Source organism: Bacillus licheniformis DSM 13 = ATCC 14580 (assembly GCF_000011645.1).
GTDB lineage: Bacteria > Bacillota > Bacilli > Bacillales > Bacillaceae > Bacillus > Bacillus licheniformis.
Genome location: NC_006270.3, coordinates 1,007,511 through 1,028,348 on the forward strand (window position 1 = coordinate 1,007,511; position 20,838 = coordinate 1,028,348).

Here is a 20,838-nt window from a genome sequence, read left to right on the forward strand (position 1 = left end):
AGTGACTGGAGAGGAGCAGGCGTTATGCTATCTGAAAAAACCATGCAAATTGTCAAATCGACCGCCCCTGTTTTAAAAGAAAAGGGAACAGAGATCACCACTTGTTTTTACAAGCGGATGTTTGATGCCCACCCTGAATTGAAAAACATTTTCAACATGTCCCGACAGCAAACCGGCGGACAGCCGAAAGCTTTGGCTTTTACTGTGCTGCAGGCGGCTGAAAACATCGACCGGCTCGAAGACCTGCTGCCGGTTGTCAAGCAGATCGGACATAAACACAAAAGTTTGCATGTGAAACCAGAGCACTATCCTATTGTCGGTCAGCACCTTTTGGAAGCAATTGAAATCGTGCTCGGCGAAGCTGCGACAGAGGACATTCTCCAGGCATGGGCAGAAGCCTATGAAGAGATCGCCCGTGTATTTATTGAAGTCGAAAAACAAATGTATGAGGAAGACAAAAAGCAGGATGGAAATTGGGAAGGGTTTAAACCGTTTGTCATCATGGATAAACGAGTCGAATCCGATACGATAACCTCCTTTTATTTGAAGCCCGCCGATGGAACGGCTTTGCCCGCTTTCAGCCCCGGACAGTACGTATCTGTCTGCATTAAAATTCCGGGCGAACCATATTTCTTAACAAGGCAGTACAGCTTGTCAGATGCTTGGAATAAAGACTACTACCGCATTTCAGTCAAATTGGAAGCGGAGGAAGGCCAACCGGTGGGAAAGGTATCAAGCTATCTGCATGAGAACATGGAAATCGGCGGCAGCTTGGAAGTGAGCGCTCCCGCCGGAGATTTCACACTTTCCGAAGGAACGGATCGTCCGGTTTATTTCATTAGCGCCGGATCAGGCATCACGCCTGTCATGAGCATGGTGCAAACGTTGGCTCAAAAAGAAAGCCGCCGCGAGATCACATTCGTGCATGCCGCGAAAACTGAACGGCATCACGCTTTCAAGGAAGAAACGGAGAAGCTGCTCGGCGCCAATCCGGCGAACCGTCTCCTGTTCGTCTACAGCAGAGGTGCTGAAGCGACGGAAGAGCATACTGTAAAAGGCCGGGTGAATGAAGAGCTTTTGAAATCGGTCGTGATAGATCCAAATGGCGAATTTTATGTATGCGGTCCGCTTTCATTTATGAAAAGCGTGATTGAAGGATTGCAAAACCTTGGCGTTTCGATGGAAAACATCCGCTATGAGAGCTTTGCTTCATCTCTTGATATGCAAATAGCGAACTAACCTCAAGAAGGCAGCTGTCAAACCGACAGCTGCCTCAGCGTGTCGACAAACCCTCGCATGCGTTGTCAGTCCTGCGCGTCGGTGCTCACGAATTCCAACATTCGCTCCGCTCCGATGCTCGGCCTTCCTAGACTGCAAGGGTTTTCAATCACGCTGAAAGAAGGATGACAAAATCCCAAAACTAAGAGCTGTTTTGGGATTTTGTCAGCAATCTAAGGCAGCTGTCAATCCGACAGCTGCCTTTCATCTTTTCAAAACCCGGCTCATACAATAAAGAGAAGTCCAACCGGGGGGGATTTGAGTATTGAGCATACGGGAGCAAAAAGAGCTGCAGCGGGCGATTGAAGAAATTACGGAAATCGCGGAAGGATTCGGCCTTGATTTTTACCCGATGAGATATGAGATTTGTCCTGCTGAAATTATTTATACATTCGGTGCATACGGGATGCCGACAAGATACAGCCATTGGAGTTTCGGAAAGCAATTTCACAAAATGAAGCTTCACTATGACTTTGGCTTGAGCAAAATATATGAGCTTGTCATTAATTCAGATCCGTGTTATGCGTTTTTGCTGGACAGCAATTCATTGATTCAAAATAAGCTGATTGTCGCACACGTCCTTGCTCATTGTGATTTCTTTAAAAATAACTGCCGTTTTCAAAATACGAAGCGCGATATGGTTGAAAGCATGTCGGCGACAGCAGAGCGGATTAAACATTATGAAACGGTACACGGTTCAAAAGAAGTCGAAGCATTTCTCGATGCGGTGCTGGCGATTGAAGAACACATTGACCCTTCGCTCGTGAGGCCGAAGCTGTCGTGGAGCGTAGATGATGAAGAGGAAGAAGAAACCGGCGCGCCGGCCACTCCTTATGACGACCTCTGGGAACTGGATCATAAAGGATCGAAAGAGAAGAAGAAAAGGACGAAAAAAAAGTTTCCGCCGAAACCGGAAAAAGACATTCTGCTGTTCATAGAAGAGCATTCGCGGGAGCTGGAGCCTTGGCAGCGCGATATTTTAACGATGATGAGAGAGGAAATGCTGTATTTCTGGCCGCAGCTTGAAACGAAAATCATGAATGAAGGCTGGGCGTCCTATTGGCATCAGCGAATCATCCGTGAGCTTGATCTGACATCAAGTGAAGCGATCGAATTCGCCAAGCTGAACGCGGGAGTGGTTCAGCCGTCCAAAACGGGAATCAATCCTTATTATCTCGGATTGAAAATATTTGAGGACATAGAGGAGCGCTACAACAACCCGACAGAAGACATGAAAAAGATGGGGGTAGAGCCGAACTCTGGGAGAGAAAAAATATTTGAAGTCAGGGAGATCGAATCAGACATTTCATTTATCAGGAACTATTTAACGAAGGATCTTGTGATGCGGGAAGACCTCTACTTGTTTCAAAAACAGGGAAGGGATTATAAAATCGTCGACAAGGATTGGGAGGCTGTGCGCGATCAGCTTGTCAGCATGAGAGTCAACGGAGGATTTCCTTATTTGACAGTTGAGGACGGAGATTACTTAAAGAACAATGAATTATACATCAAGCATTGGTATGAAGGGATCGAACTCGATTTGAAGTATCTTGAAAAAGTTCTGCCTTACCTCCACCAGCTATGGGGAAGAAGCGTGCATGTCGAGACCGTGCTCGAAGATAAACCCGTCATGTTTTCCTATGATGGAAAGGCTGTCCACCGCAGATATTTATAAAGGCTGCATTTTGGCAGCCTTTTTTCTTTTAAAGCGCAACGATTTCAACTCGTCCGTCCTTTCAAAAGAAATGCCAAATTAATGCACGTTTGCCCAGTTTTACGACTTCATTATAAAAATGTAAAATAAAGTATTTAATGATATTTCTAAAATTGTAATTTTAGCTGCCGGAAAGCGTAAAAATGTAGTATTTAAGTTACCTTTGAAATGTAAATGAAATATTATCTACCCTTAAAAACTTTTTTTGAAAACGAATAATTAAGGAATTTGACATAGTAAGTCAAGACTATACCTGATGGAATTCCCTCCTTATAATAGAAGCAGAGGAAGGGCTGAAGCAGCCGTTCTCAAAAAAATGAAACTGCTAATTTTCGCCTTTGAAAATATAAAATATTCTGCTATTGGGAGGACAACATGAAAAAACAAGTAATAACAGCAGCATCAGCGGTTGTTTTAGGATCGACTTTGTTTGCGGGAGCCGCTTCCGCGCAAACCATAACGGTGAAAAAAGGAGACACGTTATGGGGTTTTTCGAAGAAGTATGGCACAACTGTCAGCAAGATTAAACAGGAAAACAAGCTGAAATCCGATATCATTTACATAGGACAGAGGCTGTCGATCAATGGAAGCAGTTCTTCGTCTGCAAAAGCGTCGAAAGTTTCATCAGCTACGCATAAAGTGGTCAAAGGAGACAGCCTTTGGAAAATTTCGCGGACATACGGCATGACTGTTAACGAACTGAAAACTCTGAACGGTTTAAAAACAGATTTAATCCGGATTGGACAAGTATTAAAAGTCAAAGGGACGAAAAGCGTAAAAGCAGCATCAACAACCAAGCCTTCCGCATCAAGCGGGACAAGCAAAACAAGCGCACCTGCGCAGAAATCTTCAACGCTGAATACGTCAAAACTTGTTTCTGATGCAAAAGCCCTTATCGGAACGCCTTATAAATGGGGCGGAACATCTACATCAGGATTTGACTGCAGCGGGTTTGTCTGGTACATCCTCAACAAACAGACAAATGTAGCGAGAACGAATACAGTCGGATACTGGAATTCAATGAAGAGCGTATCAAGCCCGGCAGTAGGCGATTTCGTATTCTTCACGACATATCAGCCGGGACCTTCGCATATGGGGGTTTACATCGGAAACAATCAATTCGTTCATGCCGGTTCTGACGGCGTAACGATCAGCGATATGACAAACAGCTATTGGAAGCCCCGCTATCTTGGAGCAAAACGCTTCTAATGTTGCAGGGACAAGCCCGTTCATCATGATGAACGGGTTTTTTCCGTTTAGAAACGGAACTCGGCTAAAAACGCCAAAAAGTGCTCGACCTTCTCATTATCTTTCAGACTAATCGCATATCCCCCTGCAACGGGAAGCTTCATGAAATCGCACGGCACCTCTATTAATCTTCCTTCCATCAGCTCGCGGCGCACAGTCGACAGCGGCAAAAATGATATACCGAGTCCTTCTGAAATAAATCGTTTCGTAATATGCGCCTGGCTTACGAGCATCGTTCTGACAAACGGAAACTTGATCCTCAGCTGCCTGACGAGGTCGTCCCAGTATTCAGGGTGATTGTGGGTCAACAGCAAATATTCTTCAAGCAAATCCTCGACATCGAGCGGCGGCGCTTGTTCTGCAGCGCGGCCGTCATGAGGGGCAACCAAAATCACGGGATCGCTGTACATGGAATAGCAGTTCAGGTTTGACGATTGCACGTTTAAGCAGCTTAGTCCGATATCTGCATGGCCAGCTGAAATCAGGGGAGCGATTTCAGCTGATTCGGCGATCTTTACTTTGATCTCCGAATTCGGATGCAGCGCTGTGTATTTTTTTAATACAAATGGGAGAATCGTATCGGCGATAAGCGGCGAAACCGCTAAGTTCAATGTCTGTGAGTAGCCTTGTCTGATTCTGTGAAGCTCTGCCATGCTCGATTCATAGTCTTCCAACAGGCGAAGGGCAAAAGGAAGGTAAGCCCGTCCTTCTTTCGTTAAATGAATGCTTCTTCCTTTGCGGGTGAACAGCTGGCACCCGAGTTCTTCTTCAAGCAGTTTAATTTGGACGGTGACGGTCGGCTGAGAAATAAATAAGGTTTCCGCCGTCTTTCTGAAATTTTCGTATTTTGCGGCAGTGACAAAGGTATGAAGCCATTTAAAATCCATTGCAGTCCTCCTGATTAATTTTATTAATCAAAGACATCAATATAATTCAATATTTTTTAAATATTATATCAACTATAATAATATTTACAAAGGAAAAAGGAGGAATTGATATGGTTTATCATGGGTTAAAAGGGATTACTTGTGTTGAAACAGCCATCAGCCGCATTGACGGTGAAAAAGGAAAGCTGATCTACAGAGGGTACAATGCTGATGAACTGGCGCTTTCGTCCACATTTGAAGAAGTCGCTTACCTGATTCTCAACGGGGCATTTCCGACGGAAGCTGAACTCAGCAGATTCAATGAGCTGCTCGCTTCATTTCGTGTGCTTCCAGAAGCATGCGAGCGATTGATCCGCAGTCTTCCGGCCGAATTAGACGATATGGCGGTTCTGCGCACGGCCGTCTCTTCATTCGGGGACATATCGTTTGCGTTCAAGCCGACAATGGAGCAGGCCCTCAGGCTGATTGCGGCCGTCCCGTCAATTATCGCGTTCAGAAAGAGGCTGGCTGATGGAGAAGAGCCTGTTCAGCCGCTGGATGAGCTAGGTTTTGTGGAAAATTATTTTTACATGCTGAAAGGAAAGCGTCCGACAGAAGCTCAGAAAAAAGCGCTTGAAACGTACATGATTCTTGCGATGGAACATGGCATGAACGCTTCAACCTTTTCGGCAAGGGTTACGGTGTCTACGGAATCCGATCTTGTTTCTGCCGTCACATCTGCACTTGGCACGATGAAAGGACCTTTGCACGGCGGAGCGCCGTCTGCGGTGACGGATATGCTGGAAGGCATCGGGGAAAAACAGCACGCTGAAAGCTATATAAGAGAAAAGCTTGAAAAAGGCGAGAGACTGATGGGATTTGGACACCGCGTCTATAAAACGCATGATCCGAGAGCGAAGGCTTTAAGGGTGAAAGCCGAGGAAATTGCCGGGGGCGACAGGGATATCGACCTTGCTCTTCATGTTGAAAATACGGCGATCCGCCTTTTGGAAGAATACAAGCCGGGCCGCAAGCTTTATACGAATGTCGAATTTTACGCAGCCGCTGTGATGAAGGCGATCGATTTTGATGCCGCATTGTTCACCCCTACTTTTTCGGCAGCGAGAATGGTCGGCTGGTGCGCCCATGTGCTTGAGCAGGCTGACAACAACATGATTTTCAGGCCATCGGCTAAATATGTCGGAGAATTGGTCTCACAGTAATGCGGACACACGCCTTCTCATCGAAGCGCGTGTTTTTTAATAGGATTTTTTGAATGTTTAGTAGGGAATCATGCCGGTGCTCTTGAATGTATTCATCAAGAAAGTCCTTTAAGGGGGAGACGATGAAAAAAGGATTCCTGATGTTGATCATGCTGTTTTTTCTAGGTGCATGCACGGAAGGCCGGGATTTTGATGCTGAATATGAAGCGACAAGCGCGAAAGAAGGCGGAAGCGGCGCCGAAGTCATCGCAGATCGCCTGGATGTGCCTTGGACGATCGCTCATACTGGCGAGACCTTTTACATTACGGAAAGAAACGGGGGAATTGTGTCCATTGCTGACGGCAAAAAGGAGCGCATGCAGCTTCAGCTGAAAAAGCCCGTTCATCAAGAAGGGGAGGGCGGGCTGCTCGGATTTGTACTCCATCCGGATTTTAGAAACAGTCAGGAGGCGTACGTTTATCATACATACAAAGACGGGAGCCATCTGAAAAACCGGATCGTAAAATTGACGCTTGACCGCCTCACTTGGACAGAAACGGATGAACTGCTTGCCGATTTGCCTGGAGGCGCGATTCATAACGGCGGCCGGATGGCGATCGGGCCCGATCAAAAGCTGTACATCACGACAGGCGATGCAGGGGAAAGGGAATGGGCCCAGCAGCCTGAAAAGATGGCGGGTGTGATTCTAAGGATGGAGCTTGATGGTACGATACCGGCTGATCAGCCCTTTAGCTCGTCTTATGTATACAGTTTCGGGCACCGGAATCCGCAAGGCCTCGCATGGATCGGCCGACAGCTTTACAGCTCCGAACACGGGCAGTCTGGACATGATGAAGTAAATAAAATAGAACCCGGAGCCAATTATGGCTGGCCGGTGATTGAAGAAAGCGATGAGAAGCAGGGAATGAAGGCGCCGCTCATACATTCGGGAGAAAAAACGCGGGCGCCATCCGGTTTAGCACAGAAAGGGGACGTCCTCTATATGGCCGGGCTGCGGGGAGAGGGTGTTTTCCAGGTCGATCCGGCGGAAGCCAAAGTAGTCAAGTGGCTTGGCGGATACGGCAGAATCAGAGATGTGAAAGTGATCGGCGATGATCTGTATTTCATTACGAACAATGGCGACGGAAGAGGCGAAAAAAAACAGACAGACGATCGGCTCATCCGCGTACCTCTGCCTGACAAGTAACCTGTCTCGCCCGTTTGCGTTTAAGGATGCCGGAATCGTGGTAACTGAGCACTAAACAATGGTGAAGAGGTGAGACAAATGAATCCGGCAAACAGACAGACAGATGGACAGAAAGCGCAAAAACAAGAAAAACAACCCGGTGCTGAGCACAAGATGGTGCCCCTTCCGCTCTCGGAAGACCGCGACTACAAAGGAAGCGGCAAATTAAAAGGAAAAACAGCGATTATTACCGGAGGAGACAGCGGAATCGGCAGAGCGGCCGCCATTGCATACGCCAAAGAAGGTGCCGACATTGCCGTCATGTACTTGGATGAACACAAGGATGCCGAGGAAACGAAAGAGCGAATCGAACAGGAAGGAGCAGAATGCCTCTTGATTCCCGGAGATGTCGGTGATGAGGCGCATTGCAAATCATCTGTCGAAAAAACGGTGAATCACTTTGGCGGGCTTGACATTCTCGTGAACAATGCTGCAGAACAGCATCCGCAAAAAGGGATAGAAGATATTTCGACCGAACAGCTTGAAAGAACGTTTAGAACGAATATTTTCTCCATGTTCCATATGACAAAAGCCGCGCTCCCGCATTTAGGGGAAGGCAGCGCGATCATCAATACCGCATCGATCACGGCGTATGAAGGCAGTCCGGCGCTGATTGACTATTCGAGCACAAAGGGCGCGATTGTCGCGTTTACCCGTTCGATGGCTGCATCCCTTGTCAAAAAAGGAATACGCGTCAACGCTGTAGCGCCGGGTCCCATTTGGACGCCGCTTATTCCGGCTACTTTTCCGCCGGAAAAAACGGAAAAACACGGCACAGATACGCCGATGGGAAGGCCCGGACAGCCTTCTGAACACGCTGCAGTGTATGTTCTGCTCGCTTCAGACGACTCCTCTTATATGACAGGACAGACGATCCACATCAACGGCGGAAGATATGTGACGACATAATCCCAACCGGCTGCTTATTGTAAGGCAGCCGGTTTTTTTCTGTTTGTTTTTTCGGAAAAATAAGAATTTGAAAGACCACTTTCAAAAAAGCTGCCCCGTAAGAGATAATAGAAACAGAAAGAGAAAGGATGTGTATGAATGAGCGACCGCAGAATGACAGCAAAGTGGGCATCCAAACTTGGATTTGTTCTCGCCGCCGCGGGGTCCGCCATCGGTCTGGGAGCGATTTGGAAGTTTCCCTATGTGGCGGGAACGAGCGGGGGAGGCGCATTTTTCCTTGTGTTTGTCCTATTTACGATACTGCTGGGATACCCCCTGCTTTTGGGGGAATTTGTATTAGGCCGAAAAAGCCAATCGGACGCTATCGGCACCTATCAAAAAATAGCGCCAGGGACGCCTTGGGTGATCACAGGCTGGATCGGAATCGCCGCCTGCTTCCTTGTCCTGTCGTTTTACAGCGTGATCGGCGGCTGGATTTTGCTTTATATCATTAAAGCAGTAACCGGTTCATTGTCGGGTCTCACGCAGGCCGGATACGGGGAGCTATTCGGTTCGATCATCCAAGATCCGCTGCAGACACTGGCAGCGCAGCTTGCGTTTATCATCATGACGATCCTCGTCGTGGCGAAAGGTGTGCAAAAAGGAATCGAGCGCGTCAGTTCGATTATGATGCCGCTATTATTTATTTTATTTATTGCGCTCGTTTTAAGGGCTCTGACGCTTGAGCATGCGATCGACGGCGTGCGTTTTCTGCTTGTGCCCGATTTTGGCAGCCTGACGCCGCAGGCGATTCTTTTTGCGCTCGGACAAGCTTTCTTTACACTGACGCTTGGCGTATCTGTGATGGTGACGTACAGCTCCTATTTGTCAAAGTCACAAAACCTTCCGAAGTCGGCGCTGTCGATCGTGATCATGAACCTTGCCGTCACGCTGCTTGCCGGCTTGGCGATTTTTCCGGCCGTCTTTTCATTCGGCCTTCAGCCGGATCAGGGGCCGACTTTATTATTTGCGGTTCTGCCGGCAGTTTTTGACCGGCTTCCATTCGGGATGCTGTTTTTTATCGGATTTTTGACGGCCTTTTTATTCGCCGCCTTGACTTCGGCTTTTTCGATGATCGAGATCATTGTTGCGGCCATTACAAAAGGCGACCAAACGAAAAGGGGAAAATGGACGTGGACGATCGGCCTTTTGATTTTTGCCGTCGGCATTCCTTCCTGCTTGTCTTACGGGATGCTTGATGAGCCGTTCATTTTTAAGAAGACGTTTTTTGATGCGGCGGATTATGTCGTCAGCAATATTTTGATGCCGCTTGGCGCGCTCTTTATCTCCATTTTTATTCCGCTGAAATTGTCCAAACACGATCTATATGAAGAGATGAAAAGCGGATCAAAAGCGGGGAAAGGCTTTTTTATCGTGTGGTTTTATCTTCTTCGTTTCCTTGTTCCGCTTGCGATTGTACTTGTTTTTTTAAATTTAATCGGAGTGTTTTCATTTTAAAAGATCAGGAGATGGGTGAATATGGTGTTAGACTTTCAACAGATGTTTCCGAGCGAGGATGGCAATCACGAGGCGCGGTATCAGCTGCTGGCATTGCTTGAAGCGGTATTGGCCGGAATGGACAGGCTGAAGGATCCCGGCCGGCTGACGCTTGGCCGCGAGTCTGAAGTTTCATCTGACTACTATCAAAGCGTCATTGAAGAGGCCGTCTTGCCGGAAAAAGGCTTCGGGGCGGAAAAAAGCGTTGAAGAGCTATTGAAATTGCTTGACGGCCACCGCTTTTTAAACAGGCATTATGTGGCCAACGCGACGCCTCTGCCGAACAACGCCAGCATCGCCGGGAATCTTTTAATGGTTCTTTTAAACGGAAACAATTTATGGGATGTCGACGGCACGGCTGCAGCCAGGACGGAAGTGCAGATCACGGCGATGCTTTCTGATATTGTCGGCTATGACAGGCACAAGAGCGGCGGTTTTACAACCTGGGGCGGGCAGGGAGCCGTTTTTCAGTCGCTCAGGCTGGCGATCGCAAACGCGTACCCTGAAGCGAATCAGCAAGGAACGCCGCATCATCTGTACGCGTTCTGTTCAGAGCTTTCGCATTTCAGCCTTTATAAGTCGATGGAAGCTTCCGGAATCGGGACGGACCATTTGATCAAGGTCAAGACGAATCACGATCATTCGATGGATCTGGCCGATTTGCGGGAAAAAATGCAAGCCGTGATTGAAAAAGGCGGACATCCGATTTATGTATTGGCAACGCTTGGCACAACCGACGCATTTGGCATCGATGATTTGGCCGGAATCAAGAACGTGACTGAAGAAATAGAGGCCGCATACGGTTTGCCGCCTGTTTATATTCATGCCGATACGGCGATGGGCGGGATGTACAGCTTTTTTAACGGATACGATTTCTCCGGCAATCCGCTGCATATTGAAGATGAGGTGCTTGAGACGCTTGCCCGCTACAAACAACATTTTCAGCATTTGCACCTGGCGGACAGCTTGGTCTTTGATTTTCATAAACTCGGACAAACGCCGTATATCACAAGCCTTTTCTTGGTGAAAAACCGCAAGGCATTGCAGGCTGTTGATTTGGATCCGGATGAGACGCCTTATGTCGGCAACAGAGGGTTTGGCAGCTATCATACGAGCTATACGCTAGAGTGTTCGCGAATGGGAAGCAGCATACCGATTTATGCTTCTCTGCTCGCATTTGGAATCGAAGGCTACCAGGAGATCTTGGCCAATTACATCAGGGTTAACCTGGCGTTTCGAAAAAAACTGCTGCAGGCTTTTCCGAATGCAGCCGTCACCAATGATGTATCACCTGTGACGACATTCCGCTTCTATCCGGGAAATGTCCGCTATCACGAAGAAATCAGCGGCGCCATCACGGAGGAAGAAGTGCGGAATATTAACAAATACAATGAGAAAATCGCCGAAACATTGGGAAGGTACCGCAGTCACACCTATTTCGGCAGCACGAAAAAGCAAACATACGTTTATCCTGCTGACAGCCGTTTGCCAGTGCCGCTTTATGTCCAGAAATTCTACAGTGTCTCGCCTTACACGACGGTTGATACAACTGATCAATATATCGCCTTTTTAAAAGCGCATGTTGAAACGTCGGATGTAGCGGCTGGATAAAATAAAGAACAGGAGGTTTGAACCTCCCGTTCTTTATTTAGTTCTTACATGCCGTTCTTTTTTGAACCGGTATCCATATTTCGCTTTTAAACGTTGGGGAGCTGATATCTTGATCCTGATTCCAGAGGATTTCCGGCCCTTTCGTTTGCTCATAATGTGAAGACGGGAACCATTCAGCATAAATGCGCCCCCAGACATTTTGAAGGGTGTCCGGAAACGGGCCGGCCGCTTCAAAGACAGCCCATGTCGAGGCCGGAACTTCAAGCTGTTCATATTGGTCCGGACATTCTTTCGTTGTCGCTGTACCGATATAATGGTCAAGTTCTCCCTGCTCTTCCATCCTGCCTTCGGAGAAGTTCGCTGATGCTTGAATCAGTCCAAGCGGTTCCACATTTGAAAGCTCCTTTAATTCATCGATGTTTTCACTGCTTAAAGTTTTCCACATCGAGGCGATATCCGGATTGATTCCGTGAAAGACGACAGGGACTCTTTTTTTGATTCCGACGATCCGGAATGCCTTCTTTTCTACAATACGGTAGTTCATTTCGTTTCCTCCTCTAATTGTTAACTGGAAGGTCATCGGAGGATATGCTTTCAGTGTGCTGATATCGTGTCTGGCCTCTGTCGGCGTAATGCCGTGCAGCTTTTGAAATGCGCGCGTAAAAGCATCCGGCGAGTGATAGCCGTATTTCACCGCAATATCAATCACTTTTCTTTTTGTGTTCTTCAGTTCAAACGCTGCAAGGGTAAGCCGCCTGCGGCGGATGTATTCGGACAGCGAAACCCCGGCAAGAAAAGAAAACATCCTTTTAAAATGATATTCAGAGCAGTAAGAAAGCTTCGCAACCGTTTGAAAGTCGATACTGTCCGTCAGGTGTTCTTCGATATACGCCATGGCTTGATTCATGTTCTTCAGCAAATCCATTTGATGACCTCCTCTGTTTACAAATATAGCAGGAGCAGAATCCCCATATCCGACTTTCCGTGCCCGATTGTGCAGGGTCAATCTTGAGACTGTCCGCCGTTAAACCATGCAGTCTTCAGCTTTTTGATGCCGTCTGCGATGCTTTTTTCAGAAAGTCCGCCAAACCCGAGGAGGACCGCGTGTGTATCAGGGGGGGGCATATACGAGACTGAGGCTGGATATACTTTAACCCCTTTTTCCAGCGCTTTTTGGGTCAGCCACTCTTCACTCGGGGCGCTTTTCACCTCAAGGATGATGTGAAGACCGGCGTTCTCTCCTCTGACTGCGGCATGACCGCCAAATTCACGCTTGATGGCATCAAGGAGCGTTTTTCGCTTTTTTCGGTAGAGTGTTCTCATTCGATTCAAGTGCCTTTGATAATCCCCGTTTTTCATAAAAAGAGCAATGGCATGCTGTACATGGCGGGAAACCGTTTGTTTAAATAAGGATGCCATGTTAAGCCCTTCTTTGACGAGCGGAAAGGGGAGAACCATATAGCTGATCCTGAGGGAGGGAATCAGCGATTTTGAAAAAGTCCCTAAATAGATGACCCGGTCGTTCCGGTCAAGCCCTTGCAGGGAAGGAATCGGCTGTCCCGCATAGCGGAATTCCCCGTCATAATCGTCTTCAATGATATAAGCTCCGGTCGCTGCTGCCCAGTCAAGCAACTGCAGCCTGCGGCCGACCGGCATGATCATTCCGAGCGGAAACTGGTGGGACGGAGTGGTGTATGCGAGCTGCGGCTGATATTGTTCAAGATCCTGCACGGAAATCCCGCTTTCGTCAACCGGTATTGGAACCACATTGAAGCCGCCGGTTTTCAGGACTGTTTTTGAGCGATGAAATCCGGGATTTTCAAATCCGACGGTTGTGCCTTTAGGAAACAGATGGCACAGCAACTGCAGCAAAACCGGTGTGCCGGCTCCGATGATGATTTGCTCGGGGGAACAGACCACGCCGCGCGATTCTCTGAGGTAAACCGCAATCATTTTCCGCAGCGGAATGTCTCCGGCCGGCGGGCCGCTTTGAAAAAGGTCGTACCCTGATTCACCAACGGTTTTGGCGAGCGTTTTTTTCCATTGGGAAACAGGAAATGACGCGAGGTCTACGTGGCCGTGGTGAAAATCGATCATGTTAGCCGCCGTCTCATGTTCTTCCAGTTCTTTTTCGGCAGGGGGAGGAGGCGCAGTCTGTGCAAAGTCTCCTTCCGCTTCAGCCGCAAACCAGCCTTTTCTAGGCTTGCTGAGCAAATATCCTTCTGCAGCCAGCTGTTCATACGCGTGTTCTACAGTTGTCAGGCTGACATTTAAGTGTTTGGAAAGCATTCGTTTGGAGGGAAGCTTTGTTCCAGGCTTTATGTGTCCCGAATGAATGCTGCGTTTGAAAAACGTGTACAGCTGCTGATAAAGCGGCTCGCTGCCGCTGCGGTTTAAAAAAGGGGTTATATCCATTCGATCAGCCCTTTCAATTCATCTGGTATGTTTTATTTTATCAAAACTGGTCATTTTAAAAAGCCCAGTTTTCGGGTTAAAGTAGTTTCATAACCAACAGAAGGGAATGATGATGTTGCTTGATTATAGGGAATTGCATTGTGAAACAGAGCTCAAGGAAGTCTATCCGATCATGAAACAGCTCCGGCCCCATTTGGATGAAACGTCTTTTTTGGAGCTCGTCAAAGAAGCTCGGGAGGCTGAAAGCTACACGTTATTTGCGCTGTACGACGGTGATATTCCGGTGGCTTTGGCCGGCTTTTTGCCGAGGGTTTCTTTGAACCAAGGCCGTCATGTTTGGGTAGCGGACCTGGTGACGTGTGAAAAACACCGTTCAAAAGGCTATGGAAAGAAGCTTTTAGGCGCTGTTGAAGAGTGGGCCAAAGGGAACGGATTGGCTTCAATCGCTTTATCATCAGGCTTGCAGCGGGCAGACGCTCACCGTTTTTACGAAGAGAAAATGGGGTATGAAAAAGCGAGCTACCTATTTCGCAAGGCTCTGAAATGAAAAACTCCCCGGTATAACCGGGGAGTTATTAAAAGCCGAGCTGCAGATTCGTATCGATGGAGACGATGGTCCATACGCAAACGAGAATGAAAATGTTCAGGACGACGCCGAGAAATCCGAGACCGGTCCGTCCTTTTTTTATGAACAGCTCGATAATTCCGAGCGGAACGGCGGCCATCGCAAAAGGAAGCATCTTATACGAATATGCAATCGTGTCGCTTAAAATGGCCAAGTTTAAGACGAACAGGGACAGAATGGCCGTGCCGACAGACACCCATCCAAATACGTTGTGCTCCTTAAAGATTCTTACCAGTTCCATAATTCCACCTCACCTACTTTAGCTGCTTTGACAGGCCCTTTTTTGATCAGCCGTTCAACCTCTTTTGACGGTCCGGTAATGACGGCTCCATACACGTTCACACCATTCTGTTCCACATAGTCAAGCCGTTTGGAAAGCTTCAGGTCTTTCCTGCCTGAAATGGTTTCAGCCCATTTCTTGTTCTTGATCATGTAGGAAAGCGCCGCTTTAAACTGTTCGTCATCGTTTTCGGCAGGTTGCTGAATTTCAAAAATCCGGTTTGAATCTTTTCCGGGAAATCCGATCGGCTCTGCGTATGGATGATCTTTTAAATCGCCCTCTGTTTCAATCGCATTCCACAGAACGCGAACATCATAGCCTTTTAATTTTTCATACAGCTCCTTTGTCGGGTATGCTTTTTCAAAGGAAAGGAAAGCTTCGGTTACGGTTCCGTCAGGCAGCTGTTTTAAAATCGACTCGGCTTTGGACACTGATTTTTCTTTGATGCCGTCAGGGTAGACAAAATGACGTTCTTCTTTTGAAAGCTCCTGATTGTATTGATGAATCTGCGGAGACTTCAGCTGATCGAAGAACATTTCCACTTCTTCATTTCCAACTACTTTTGTGACGTTTCCGATTTGCTTCTTTAACGGGAACTGTGTTTCGATTCCAAAGAGTTTTACTTTGTTGACAAGGGCTTCAGTATCGACTTGAATATTCGGGTTTGTGACGGCAACTGTCATTGAAGCGGTTTGCACCAGTTCATTCCCTTTGCTTTCATGCCCGCCCAACCCGTAGTATAGATAGCTGCCGAGTGTGCAGATCGGCAGAATAATAAGCGTAGAAATAACAGCAAGGGTGGAGATCCGCATATATGATTTATTTTTTCCGTATCTTAAAATCGCTTTTTGCTTTTCAGGACTGATCGCCAAATCCCAGTCTTCGTCTTTCATTTCCTGTTCCAGCATGTCCTGGTATTCTTCAAGCTGTTCAAGCTCTTCTTCGACCCGGAGCATTTCCGATTCGGAAAGTTCGCCGTTTTTATATTTTTCCCAACGTTTTTTAAAATCTTCATTCATCGTTAACACCTCTGTTGTAAAGTGCTTTCAGCCGCTGTCTGGCACGAAATAAAACACTTTTAAAATTAGCCTCTGAGATATTCATCAAGCTTGACGCTTCCTTGTAGTTCAATTCTTTTAAATAGTACAGCGTAAGCGCTTCCCGGTAGTTATCGGGGAGCTGGTTCATATATAAGGTTAACACTTCCTTGATTTCGACCTGGTGAGCAGGGCTTTGCACCGCGTTTTGAAACAGGTTTCCGATCATGTCGTCAGAAATCGTCACTTCCTTTTTATGCTTTCTGACATAGTCGATAAACGCATTGCGTGCCACTTGAAAAAGCCATGGCTTCACTTTGCTGTGGTCGTAAGAATGGATGTGTATGTAAGCTCTCATAAAGGTTTCCTGAAGCAAATCCTCTGCTAGATGTTTATCTTTCGTCATGGAGAGCAGGAACCTGTAAACATCATTCATATACATTTGGTAAATTTCGTCGATAGTCACTGCCTTTTCTCCCCTCTATGTTATAAACGCATAAGAAAGGTTTGAAGTTGCACTAAATATGCCCACGGCTCATTTTTCCTCCAATTTCTTACCTTTAAAATCATCTACCCTATATAATAACTGAACACGTTCAAAAAAACTAATCTTCATGATGTAAAGCGGCCGAAATATAAAACACAGCAACAAAATAAGCCTTTAGCATATGAATCTTTATTTTATGCTAAAAGGCTTATTTTTTTGAGGATATCCTTCATTTAAGAGGTGCGGGTAAGCTGTTTTGATCGTCTGTCAAAAGTAACGGTCATGAGCGCGGTGTCCTTCCGCGGCCAGCGCATCGGCTTTCGTTCGATGGACGGTGCCGAATGGATGGTTGGGCGGAGCATAGATCGAATAAAGTTTAAGCGGAGTATTGCCTGTATTGGTGAGATTGTGCCATGTTCCGGCAGGGACGACGATAGCGGTGTCATCATATACATTTCTTCTAAATGGCAAATGATGTTTGCTCGGCCCCATCTGAACAATTCCCCTGCCTAGTTCAACACGAAGGAACTGATCGACGTGAGGATGCATTTCCAATCCGATGTCTTCGCCTGGGTTGAGGCTCATCAGGGTAACTTGCAAATGCCTTCCTGTCCATAAAGCGGTGCGAAACGTTTTGTTCTGCTTTGCCGCTTCATTGATGTTAGAGGCAAACGGTTTTTGTCCATAATCTCTTAACACGATACGTTCTTCGGTGCCGGGTGTTCGAAAAGCGCCTGCATACCCTGATCCGTGAAACCGTCCGGCGCTGTAAGGCGAAGGAAGGTGATAAGGAAATTGATATGGATGCATATGTTTTTAGGTCTCCTCATTAGCTTTATTAACATCAACGTATGCAATAGGCGTATGGAGCGTGCCTAGTCTCAATTTTATAGGCTTCATGGTATCAGATATACAAAAAGAAGGAGAGCCATGGAATACACCAACATATCGGAACATCGCTCGAACCGTCGCGCAGCGGTCATCGGAACATGGGCCATCGGAGGCTCCAAGGGAGGAAGCCGATTCAAACGATTCATGCCGCGCTTGATCAAGAGATCAACCTGGTTAATACCGCTCCGGCATACGGTTTCGGAACAGATCGGGCCAAAATTCACGGCTCCGCCGACAAAAGAAAAAGTCAGGAAACCGGGGAGGAAAATTCCCCGGTTTTTTTGTGAAAAATCATTTTTTAGTACCAGGTAATAAAAAAAATTGTTATAATAATAAAGGGAAACCTCATTCGACTACATCAATAAAGGAAGTGCCATATGTATCAATTTACTGGTTATGCTGCAAAAGCGATTCTTTCTTTGCGCGGCGGAATTAAAGTATACAATAAAGAAAATCTTCCTAAAGACACAGGTTTCGTTATTGCCTGCACACATGCAGGATGGGTGGATGTCGTCGCACTGGGTGTCGGCATTTTGCCTATGGAAATTCATTACATGGCGAAAAAAGAGCTTTTTGAAAATAAATTAAGCGGTTCTTTTCTTTCAAGCATCAACGCTTTTCCCGTCGACAGGGAAAATCCCGGGCCAAGCAGCATCAAAACCCCGATCAAGCTGTTGAAAGAAGGAAAAATCGTCGGCATTTTCCCAAGCGGAACGAGATCATCTGAAGACGTTCCATTGAAAAGAGGGGCTGTCACGATCGCCCAGATGGGAAAAGCGCCGCTTGTGCCGGCTGCATACAGCGGCCCTTCCAACGGAAAAGAGCTTTTCAAGAGAGGCAAAATGAAACTGATCATCGGCGAACCGCTCAATCAGGAAGATTTCGCTCAATACTCGTCAAAAGAAAAGCTGGTCAAAATGACGGAGGCTTTGAATGACAGTATTAAAGCTTTGGAGAAAAAGCTGGAGCAGCTATAATTCAAACATACGCAGGGAAAAACAGCTTCTCATGCACAGAGAGGCTGTTTTTTTTATTTTTCTAAAATTCACCTTGCACTCCATTTTTATGATAAAATAGCAGCGTTTTTATTTTTTATGCAGTATGTTAGAACTATGGTTATTGGTGGAGGAGCTCATACATGAAATGGTATTTGAAAGCAATAAAAAACTATGCAGGATTTACGGGAAGGGCGAGGCGAAAGGAATTTTGGCTGTTTTGCCTTTTCTCATACATGGTTCTGGTCATCTACGGATTTTTTAAAGCCATTCTGCATCTTCCGGAATATGAAATAGAGACATTTTTAGGAATGGTTTATTTGCTCGCCAACCTTGTGCCGGGCTTGGCCGTCACGATCCGCAGATTGCATGATACAGGGAAAAGCGGATTCTGGATCTTTATCGGTTTAATTCCTCTCATTGGAAAGATCATTTTGCTCATTATGCTTTGTCAAGACAGTGAAAAAGGGGAAAATCAATACGGGCCGAACCCGAAGACAGCGCTCTAAGCGAAAACCGCCTGAGGACAGGCGGTTTTTTTAATTGCCGGGTGCAGTTGCTTTTTCTAAAAACAAAAGCAGTTCCTGCCAAAATGTTTGAGCTGCAATGGCATCGTATTCAGTTTTTCCGCCATAGGCTATTTTTCTGCTTTTTCTTCCGGATGTCGGAAAGTATGGAGGCCTGATATTATGACCGGCTTTTTCAAAATACAGATGTTTAACAGAATAAGAGAATCTGTTCTTTTTCAGCCGTTCTTCGATTTTCTCGTTCATTGAGGCAGAGGGCCATACTAAATCGTCAGTGCTTGAAGTTAACAGTATAGGACCTTTAATAAGTTCCGCTTTAATGATTGCAGGATGATCATCTTTCACTTTTCGTAAAGCCTTTTGGTAAAGATCAAGAAAAGCATGAGGCTGTCTTGTGAGCTTATGTTTCATCATATTCCACAGCTGAGGAAGCGAAAACATCGGCAGCGGTGCAAAGGCGAGCGGTGCGCCGTTCAGGCTCCAGGAAGATGTCTGCCGGAATTTTTTTAATCCAACCCCTTGAAAGACGACTCCGCCGCCTACATGAGAAACGACAAAGCGGATTTCAGGAAAATGAGAACCTATTAACAGCGCCAGTTCGCCGCCTTTTGACCGTCCGCATATTCCGATCTGACGATGATGAAGTCCTTCCTGGCGACCGAGCCAATCGATCGCTTTTTGAAAGTATTCAAGCGGAATTTCAACCAGTTTTTTAGGCAGCTGTTTGTATTGAAAATAAGGGATTGCAAGTGTTGCGTATCCGTAATTTGCTAACATGCCTGCCATTGTTTCGTCAAGGCCGCCGTCAGATCCCCCTAATATAATGATTGCGGGAGGGCGGTTAACGGCAAGCGGGCGAAAAAAAGTGCCGCACAACCCATCTTCGTTTACTTCCAGTCTATCAACTGTTTCAGAAAGCAGCACTCGTTTTATTTCTTTACTCAAGATGATGCGTTCTTTTTGCTTCACTTCAATACGGTAAGCGGACGGATGAACCGATTTTTTGTAAAACGAGCAGGAAGATTCAACAGCCTGCATTGACCAAAAAAGCCCCATTTGATCTTTAGACTGGTAGGTTCCTTTTAGTGGGGCTGCTGCTGCAGGGTCGACTTCTCCTAATCTATTCGCTTGAAAAACAGCGTGTGATCTCCACTCTGCGTCAGCTTCATCTTTCACTGTAACGATGATATCAATGGTGTCAAACGGTTGAAGTCCGCTTATCTTCAAGTTTATTTTTTCATCCCATTTGGAAACTGCAGGTATGTGCAAAACCGGTTGCAAGGTAATCAAGACGGCACTTCCTTTTCAAGTTTTGTGTAAAATAAATCGACGCACTCTTCAACATAGTCATCAATCCGATCATTGAACGACTCCTTGAATCCGGGCAAATGTTGAAACATAATATATTGATTCAGTAAACCGAAAAACATTTGGCTTAACATTTGAAAGTTGCCGTCTGAAATTTTTTTTTCGGCGTAGAGCTTTGCAAAATAAGCCTCTAAAAAGCGGTTGAGACGGCGGGGAATATCCATGATTAATTCGCAAACTTCCTTATCCTGTACTGCATCATTAAAGTAAAGTAAAAAAACAGTACCTTTTTCCAGGTTTTCTTTTAGATATGCTTTCGCAATGAATGAGAGGTCTTGTCGTAAATCGCCGCTCAGTATTCCTTCAAGTTCTCCAATAAAATCTCCCGATGACACATGTTGAATAACACTTTCCCGAAATAAATTCTGTTTATTTCCGAAGTGTCTAAAAAGGGTCAAATGATTGACGCCTGCTTTTTGGGCAATTTCTCTGGTGGATGCGGCTTGATATCCTTTTTCTTTGAAAAGGGCAAGCGCCGCTTGGATTAATCGATCCCTTGTAGATTGTGCTGACATAAGTCCCTCCTGAAATGTAATCACTTGATTACATGATAATTGAATTTTGCTCTGTAATCAAGTGGTTACATATTTTGAACGCAAAAA

20 protein-coding genes are annotated in these 20,838 nt (G+C 46.3%); 11 read left to right on the top strand and 9 right to left on the bottom strand.

Annotated features, from left to right (window positions below; all coding sequences use genetic code 11):
- Window positions 1–24 precede the first annotated feature (24 nt).
- From hmpA to TRNA_RS26505, 3 genes are all read left to right on the top strand, one after another.
- Window positions 25–1,239, top strand: coding sequence for an NO-inducible flavohemoprotein (gene hmpA / locus TRNA_RS26495; protein WP_003180106.1), 1,215 nt, complete (start codon window positions 25–27; stop codon window positions 1,237–1,239).
- 304 nt (window positions 1,240–1,543) lie between these two features.
- A complete protein-coding gene (locus TRNA_RS26500; RefSeq protein ID WP_003180109.1) occupies window positions 1,544–2,953 on the top strand; it encodes a SpoVR family protein in 1,410 nt (469 codons plus the stop codon).
- Window positions 2,954–3,367: 414 nt separating this feature from the next.
- Window positions 3,368–4,201, top strand: coding sequence for a LysM peptidoglycan-binding domain-containing protein (locus TRNA_RS26505; RefSeq protein WP_003180111.1), 834 nt, complete (start codon window positions 3,368–3,370; stop codon window positions 4,199–4,201).
- Between the two features lie 47 nt (window positions 4,202–4,248).
- On the opposite strand, the gene TRNA_RS26510 is transcribed toward TRNA_RS26505, so the two are convergent.
- Complete coding sequence (locus TRNA_RS26510) at window positions 4,249–5,127, bottom strand: LysR family transcriptional regulator (protein ID WP_011197687.1); 879 nt, start codon at window positions 5,125–5,127, stop codon at window positions 4,249–4,251.
- A gap of 110 nt (window positions 5,128–5,237) precedes the next feature.
- Here TRNA_RS26510 and TRNA_RS26515 point away from each other — a divergent pair, with 110 nt between their 5' ends.
- The 5 genes from TRNA_RS26515 to TRNA_RS26535 all read left to right on the top strand — a co-directional run bounded on the left by TRNA_RS26515 (window position 5,238) and on the right by TRNA_RS26535 (window position 11,611).
- Window positions 5,238–6,329, top strand: coding sequence for a citrate synthase/methylcitrate synthase (locus TRNA_RS26515; RefSeq protein WP_003180113.1), 1,092 nt, complete (start codon window positions 5,238–5,240; stop codon window positions 6,327–6,329).
- 122 nt (window positions 6,330–6,451) lie between these two features.
- Entirely contained in the window at window positions 6,452–7,516 is a 1,065-nt protein-coding gene (locus TRNA_RS26520; RefSeq protein ID WP_003180115.1) for a PQQ-dependent sugar dehydrogenase, read from the top strand.
- 78 nt (window positions 7,517–7,594) lie between these two features.
- Complete coding sequence (locus tag TRNA_RS26525; RefSeq protein WP_009328981.1) at window positions 7,595–8,464, top strand: SDR family oxidoreductase; 870 nt, start codon at window positions 7,595–7,597, stop codon at window positions 8,462–8,464.
- Between the two features lie 138 nt (window positions 8,465–8,602).
- On the top strand, window positions 8,603–9,961 hold the full coding sequence (locus TRNA_RS26530; protein WP_011197688.1) for a sodium-dependent transporter: 1,359 nt from the start codon (window positions 8,603–8,605) through the stop codon (window positions 9,959–9,961).
- Window positions 9,962–9,982: 21 nt separating this feature from the next.
- Entirely contained in the window at window positions 9,983–11,611 is a 1,629-nt protein-coding gene (locus TRNA_RS26535) for a pyridoxal phosphate-dependent decarboxylase family protein (RefSeq protein ID WP_003180118.1), read from the top strand.
- A gap of 37 nt (window positions 11,612–11,648) precedes the next feature.
- Here TRNA_RS26535 and TRNA_RS26540 read toward each other — a convergent pair whose 3' ends face one another.
- Both TRNA_RS26540 and TRNA_RS26545 read right to left on the bottom strand, forming a co-directional pair.
- Complete coding sequence (locus TRNA_RS26540; protein WP_003180119.1) at window positions 11,649–12,536, bottom strand: AraC family transcriptional regulator; 888 nt, start codon at window positions 12,534–12,536, stop codon at window positions 11,649–11,651.
- A 77-nt stretch (window positions 12,537–12,613) separates the two neighbouring features.
- Complete coding sequence (locus TRNA_RS26545; protein ID WP_011197689.1) at window positions 12,614–14,026, bottom strand: PLP-dependent aminotransferase family protein; 1,413 nt, start codon at window positions 14,024–14,026, stop codon at window positions 12,614–12,616.
- A gap of 112 nt (window positions 14,027–14,138) precedes the next feature.
- On the opposite strand from TRNA_RS26545, the gene TRNA_RS26550 reads away from it, so the two are divergent.
- Complete coding sequence (locus TRNA_RS26550) at window positions 14,139–14,573, top strand: GNAT family N-acetyltransferase (RefSeq protein WP_025808232.1); 435 nt, start codon at window positions 14,139–14,141, stop codon at window positions 14,571–14,573.
- Between the two features lie 28 nt (window positions 14,574–14,601).
- Here the strand turns inward: TRNA_RS26550 and TRNA_RS26555 are convergent, their stop codons facing one another.
- The 4 genes from TRNA_RS26555 to TRNA_RS26570 form a co-directional block, all read right to left on the bottom strand.
- On the bottom strand, window positions 14,602–14,892 hold the full coding sequence (locus TRNA_RS26555) for a hypothetical protein (RefSeq protein ID WP_003180123.1): 291 nt from the start codon (window positions 14,890–14,892) through the stop codon (window positions 14,602–14,604).
- On the bottom strand, window positions 14,880–15,950 hold the full coding sequence (locus TRNA_RS26560) for an anti-sigma factor (protein WP_011197691.1): 1,071 nt from the start codon (window positions 15,948–15,950) through the stop codon (window positions 14,880–14,882). The genes TRNA_RS26555 and TRNA_RS26560 overlap by 13 nt, the downstream gene beginning before the upstream one ends.
- Window positions 15,943–16,434 carry an RNA polymerase sigma factor SigM gene (gene sigM, locus TRNA_RS26565; RefSeq protein WP_011197692.1) on the bottom strand — a complete coding sequence of 164 codons (492 nt, stop codon included), beginning with the start codon at window positions 16,432–16,434 and terminating at the stop codon, window positions 15,943–15,945. Before sigM ends, TRNA_RS26560 begins: the two co-directional genes overlap by 8 nt.
- A 288-nt stretch (window positions 16,435–16,722) precedes the next feature.
- Complete coding sequence (locus TRNA_RS26570; protein ID WP_003180129.1) at window positions 16,723–17,265, bottom strand: cupin domain-containing protein; 543 nt, start codon at window positions 17,263–17,265, stop codon at window positions 16,723–16,725.
- A 458-nt stretch (window positions 17,266–17,723) separates the two neighbouring features.
- Between TRNA_RS26570 and TRNA_RS26580 the strand changes: the two genes are divergently transcribed.
- Together TRNA_RS26580 and TRNA_RS26585 are read left to right on the top strand one after the other, a co-directional pair.
- Complete coding sequence (locus TRNA_RS26580) at window positions 17,724–18,323, top strand: lysophospholipid acyltransferase family protein (protein WP_003180131.1); 600 nt, start codon at window positions 17,724–17,726, stop codon at window positions 18,321–18,323.
- Window positions 18,324–18,484: 161 nt separating this feature from the next.
- Entirely contained in the window at window positions 18,485–18,850 is a 366-nt protein-coding gene (locus TRNA_RS26585) for a DUF805 domain-containing protein (RefSeq protein ID WP_003180132.1), read from the top strand.
- Window positions 18,851–18,880: 30 nt separating this feature from the next.
- Here the strand turns inward: TRNA_RS26585 and TRNA_RS26590 are convergent, their stop codons facing one another.
- Together TRNA_RS26590 and TRNA_RS26595 are read right to left on the bottom strand one after the other, a co-directional pair.
- Window positions 18,881–20,158, bottom strand: coding sequence for an acyl-CoA thioesterase/bile acid-CoA:amino acid N-acyltransferase family protein (locus TRNA_RS26590; RefSeq protein ID WP_011197693.1), 1,278 nt, complete (start codon window positions 20,156–20,158; stop codon window positions 18,881–18,883).
- Window positions 20,155–20,775 carry a TetR/AcrR family transcriptional regulator gene (locus tag TRNA_RS26595; protein ID WP_223307078.1) on the bottom strand — a complete coding sequence of 207 codons (621 nt, stop codon included), beginning with the start codon at window positions 20,773–20,775 and terminating at the stop codon, window positions 20,155–20,157. The genes TRNA_RS26590 and TRNA_RS26595 overlap by 4 nt, the downstream gene beginning before the upstream one ends.
- Between the last annotated feature and the right edge of the window lie 63 nt (window positions 20,776–20,838).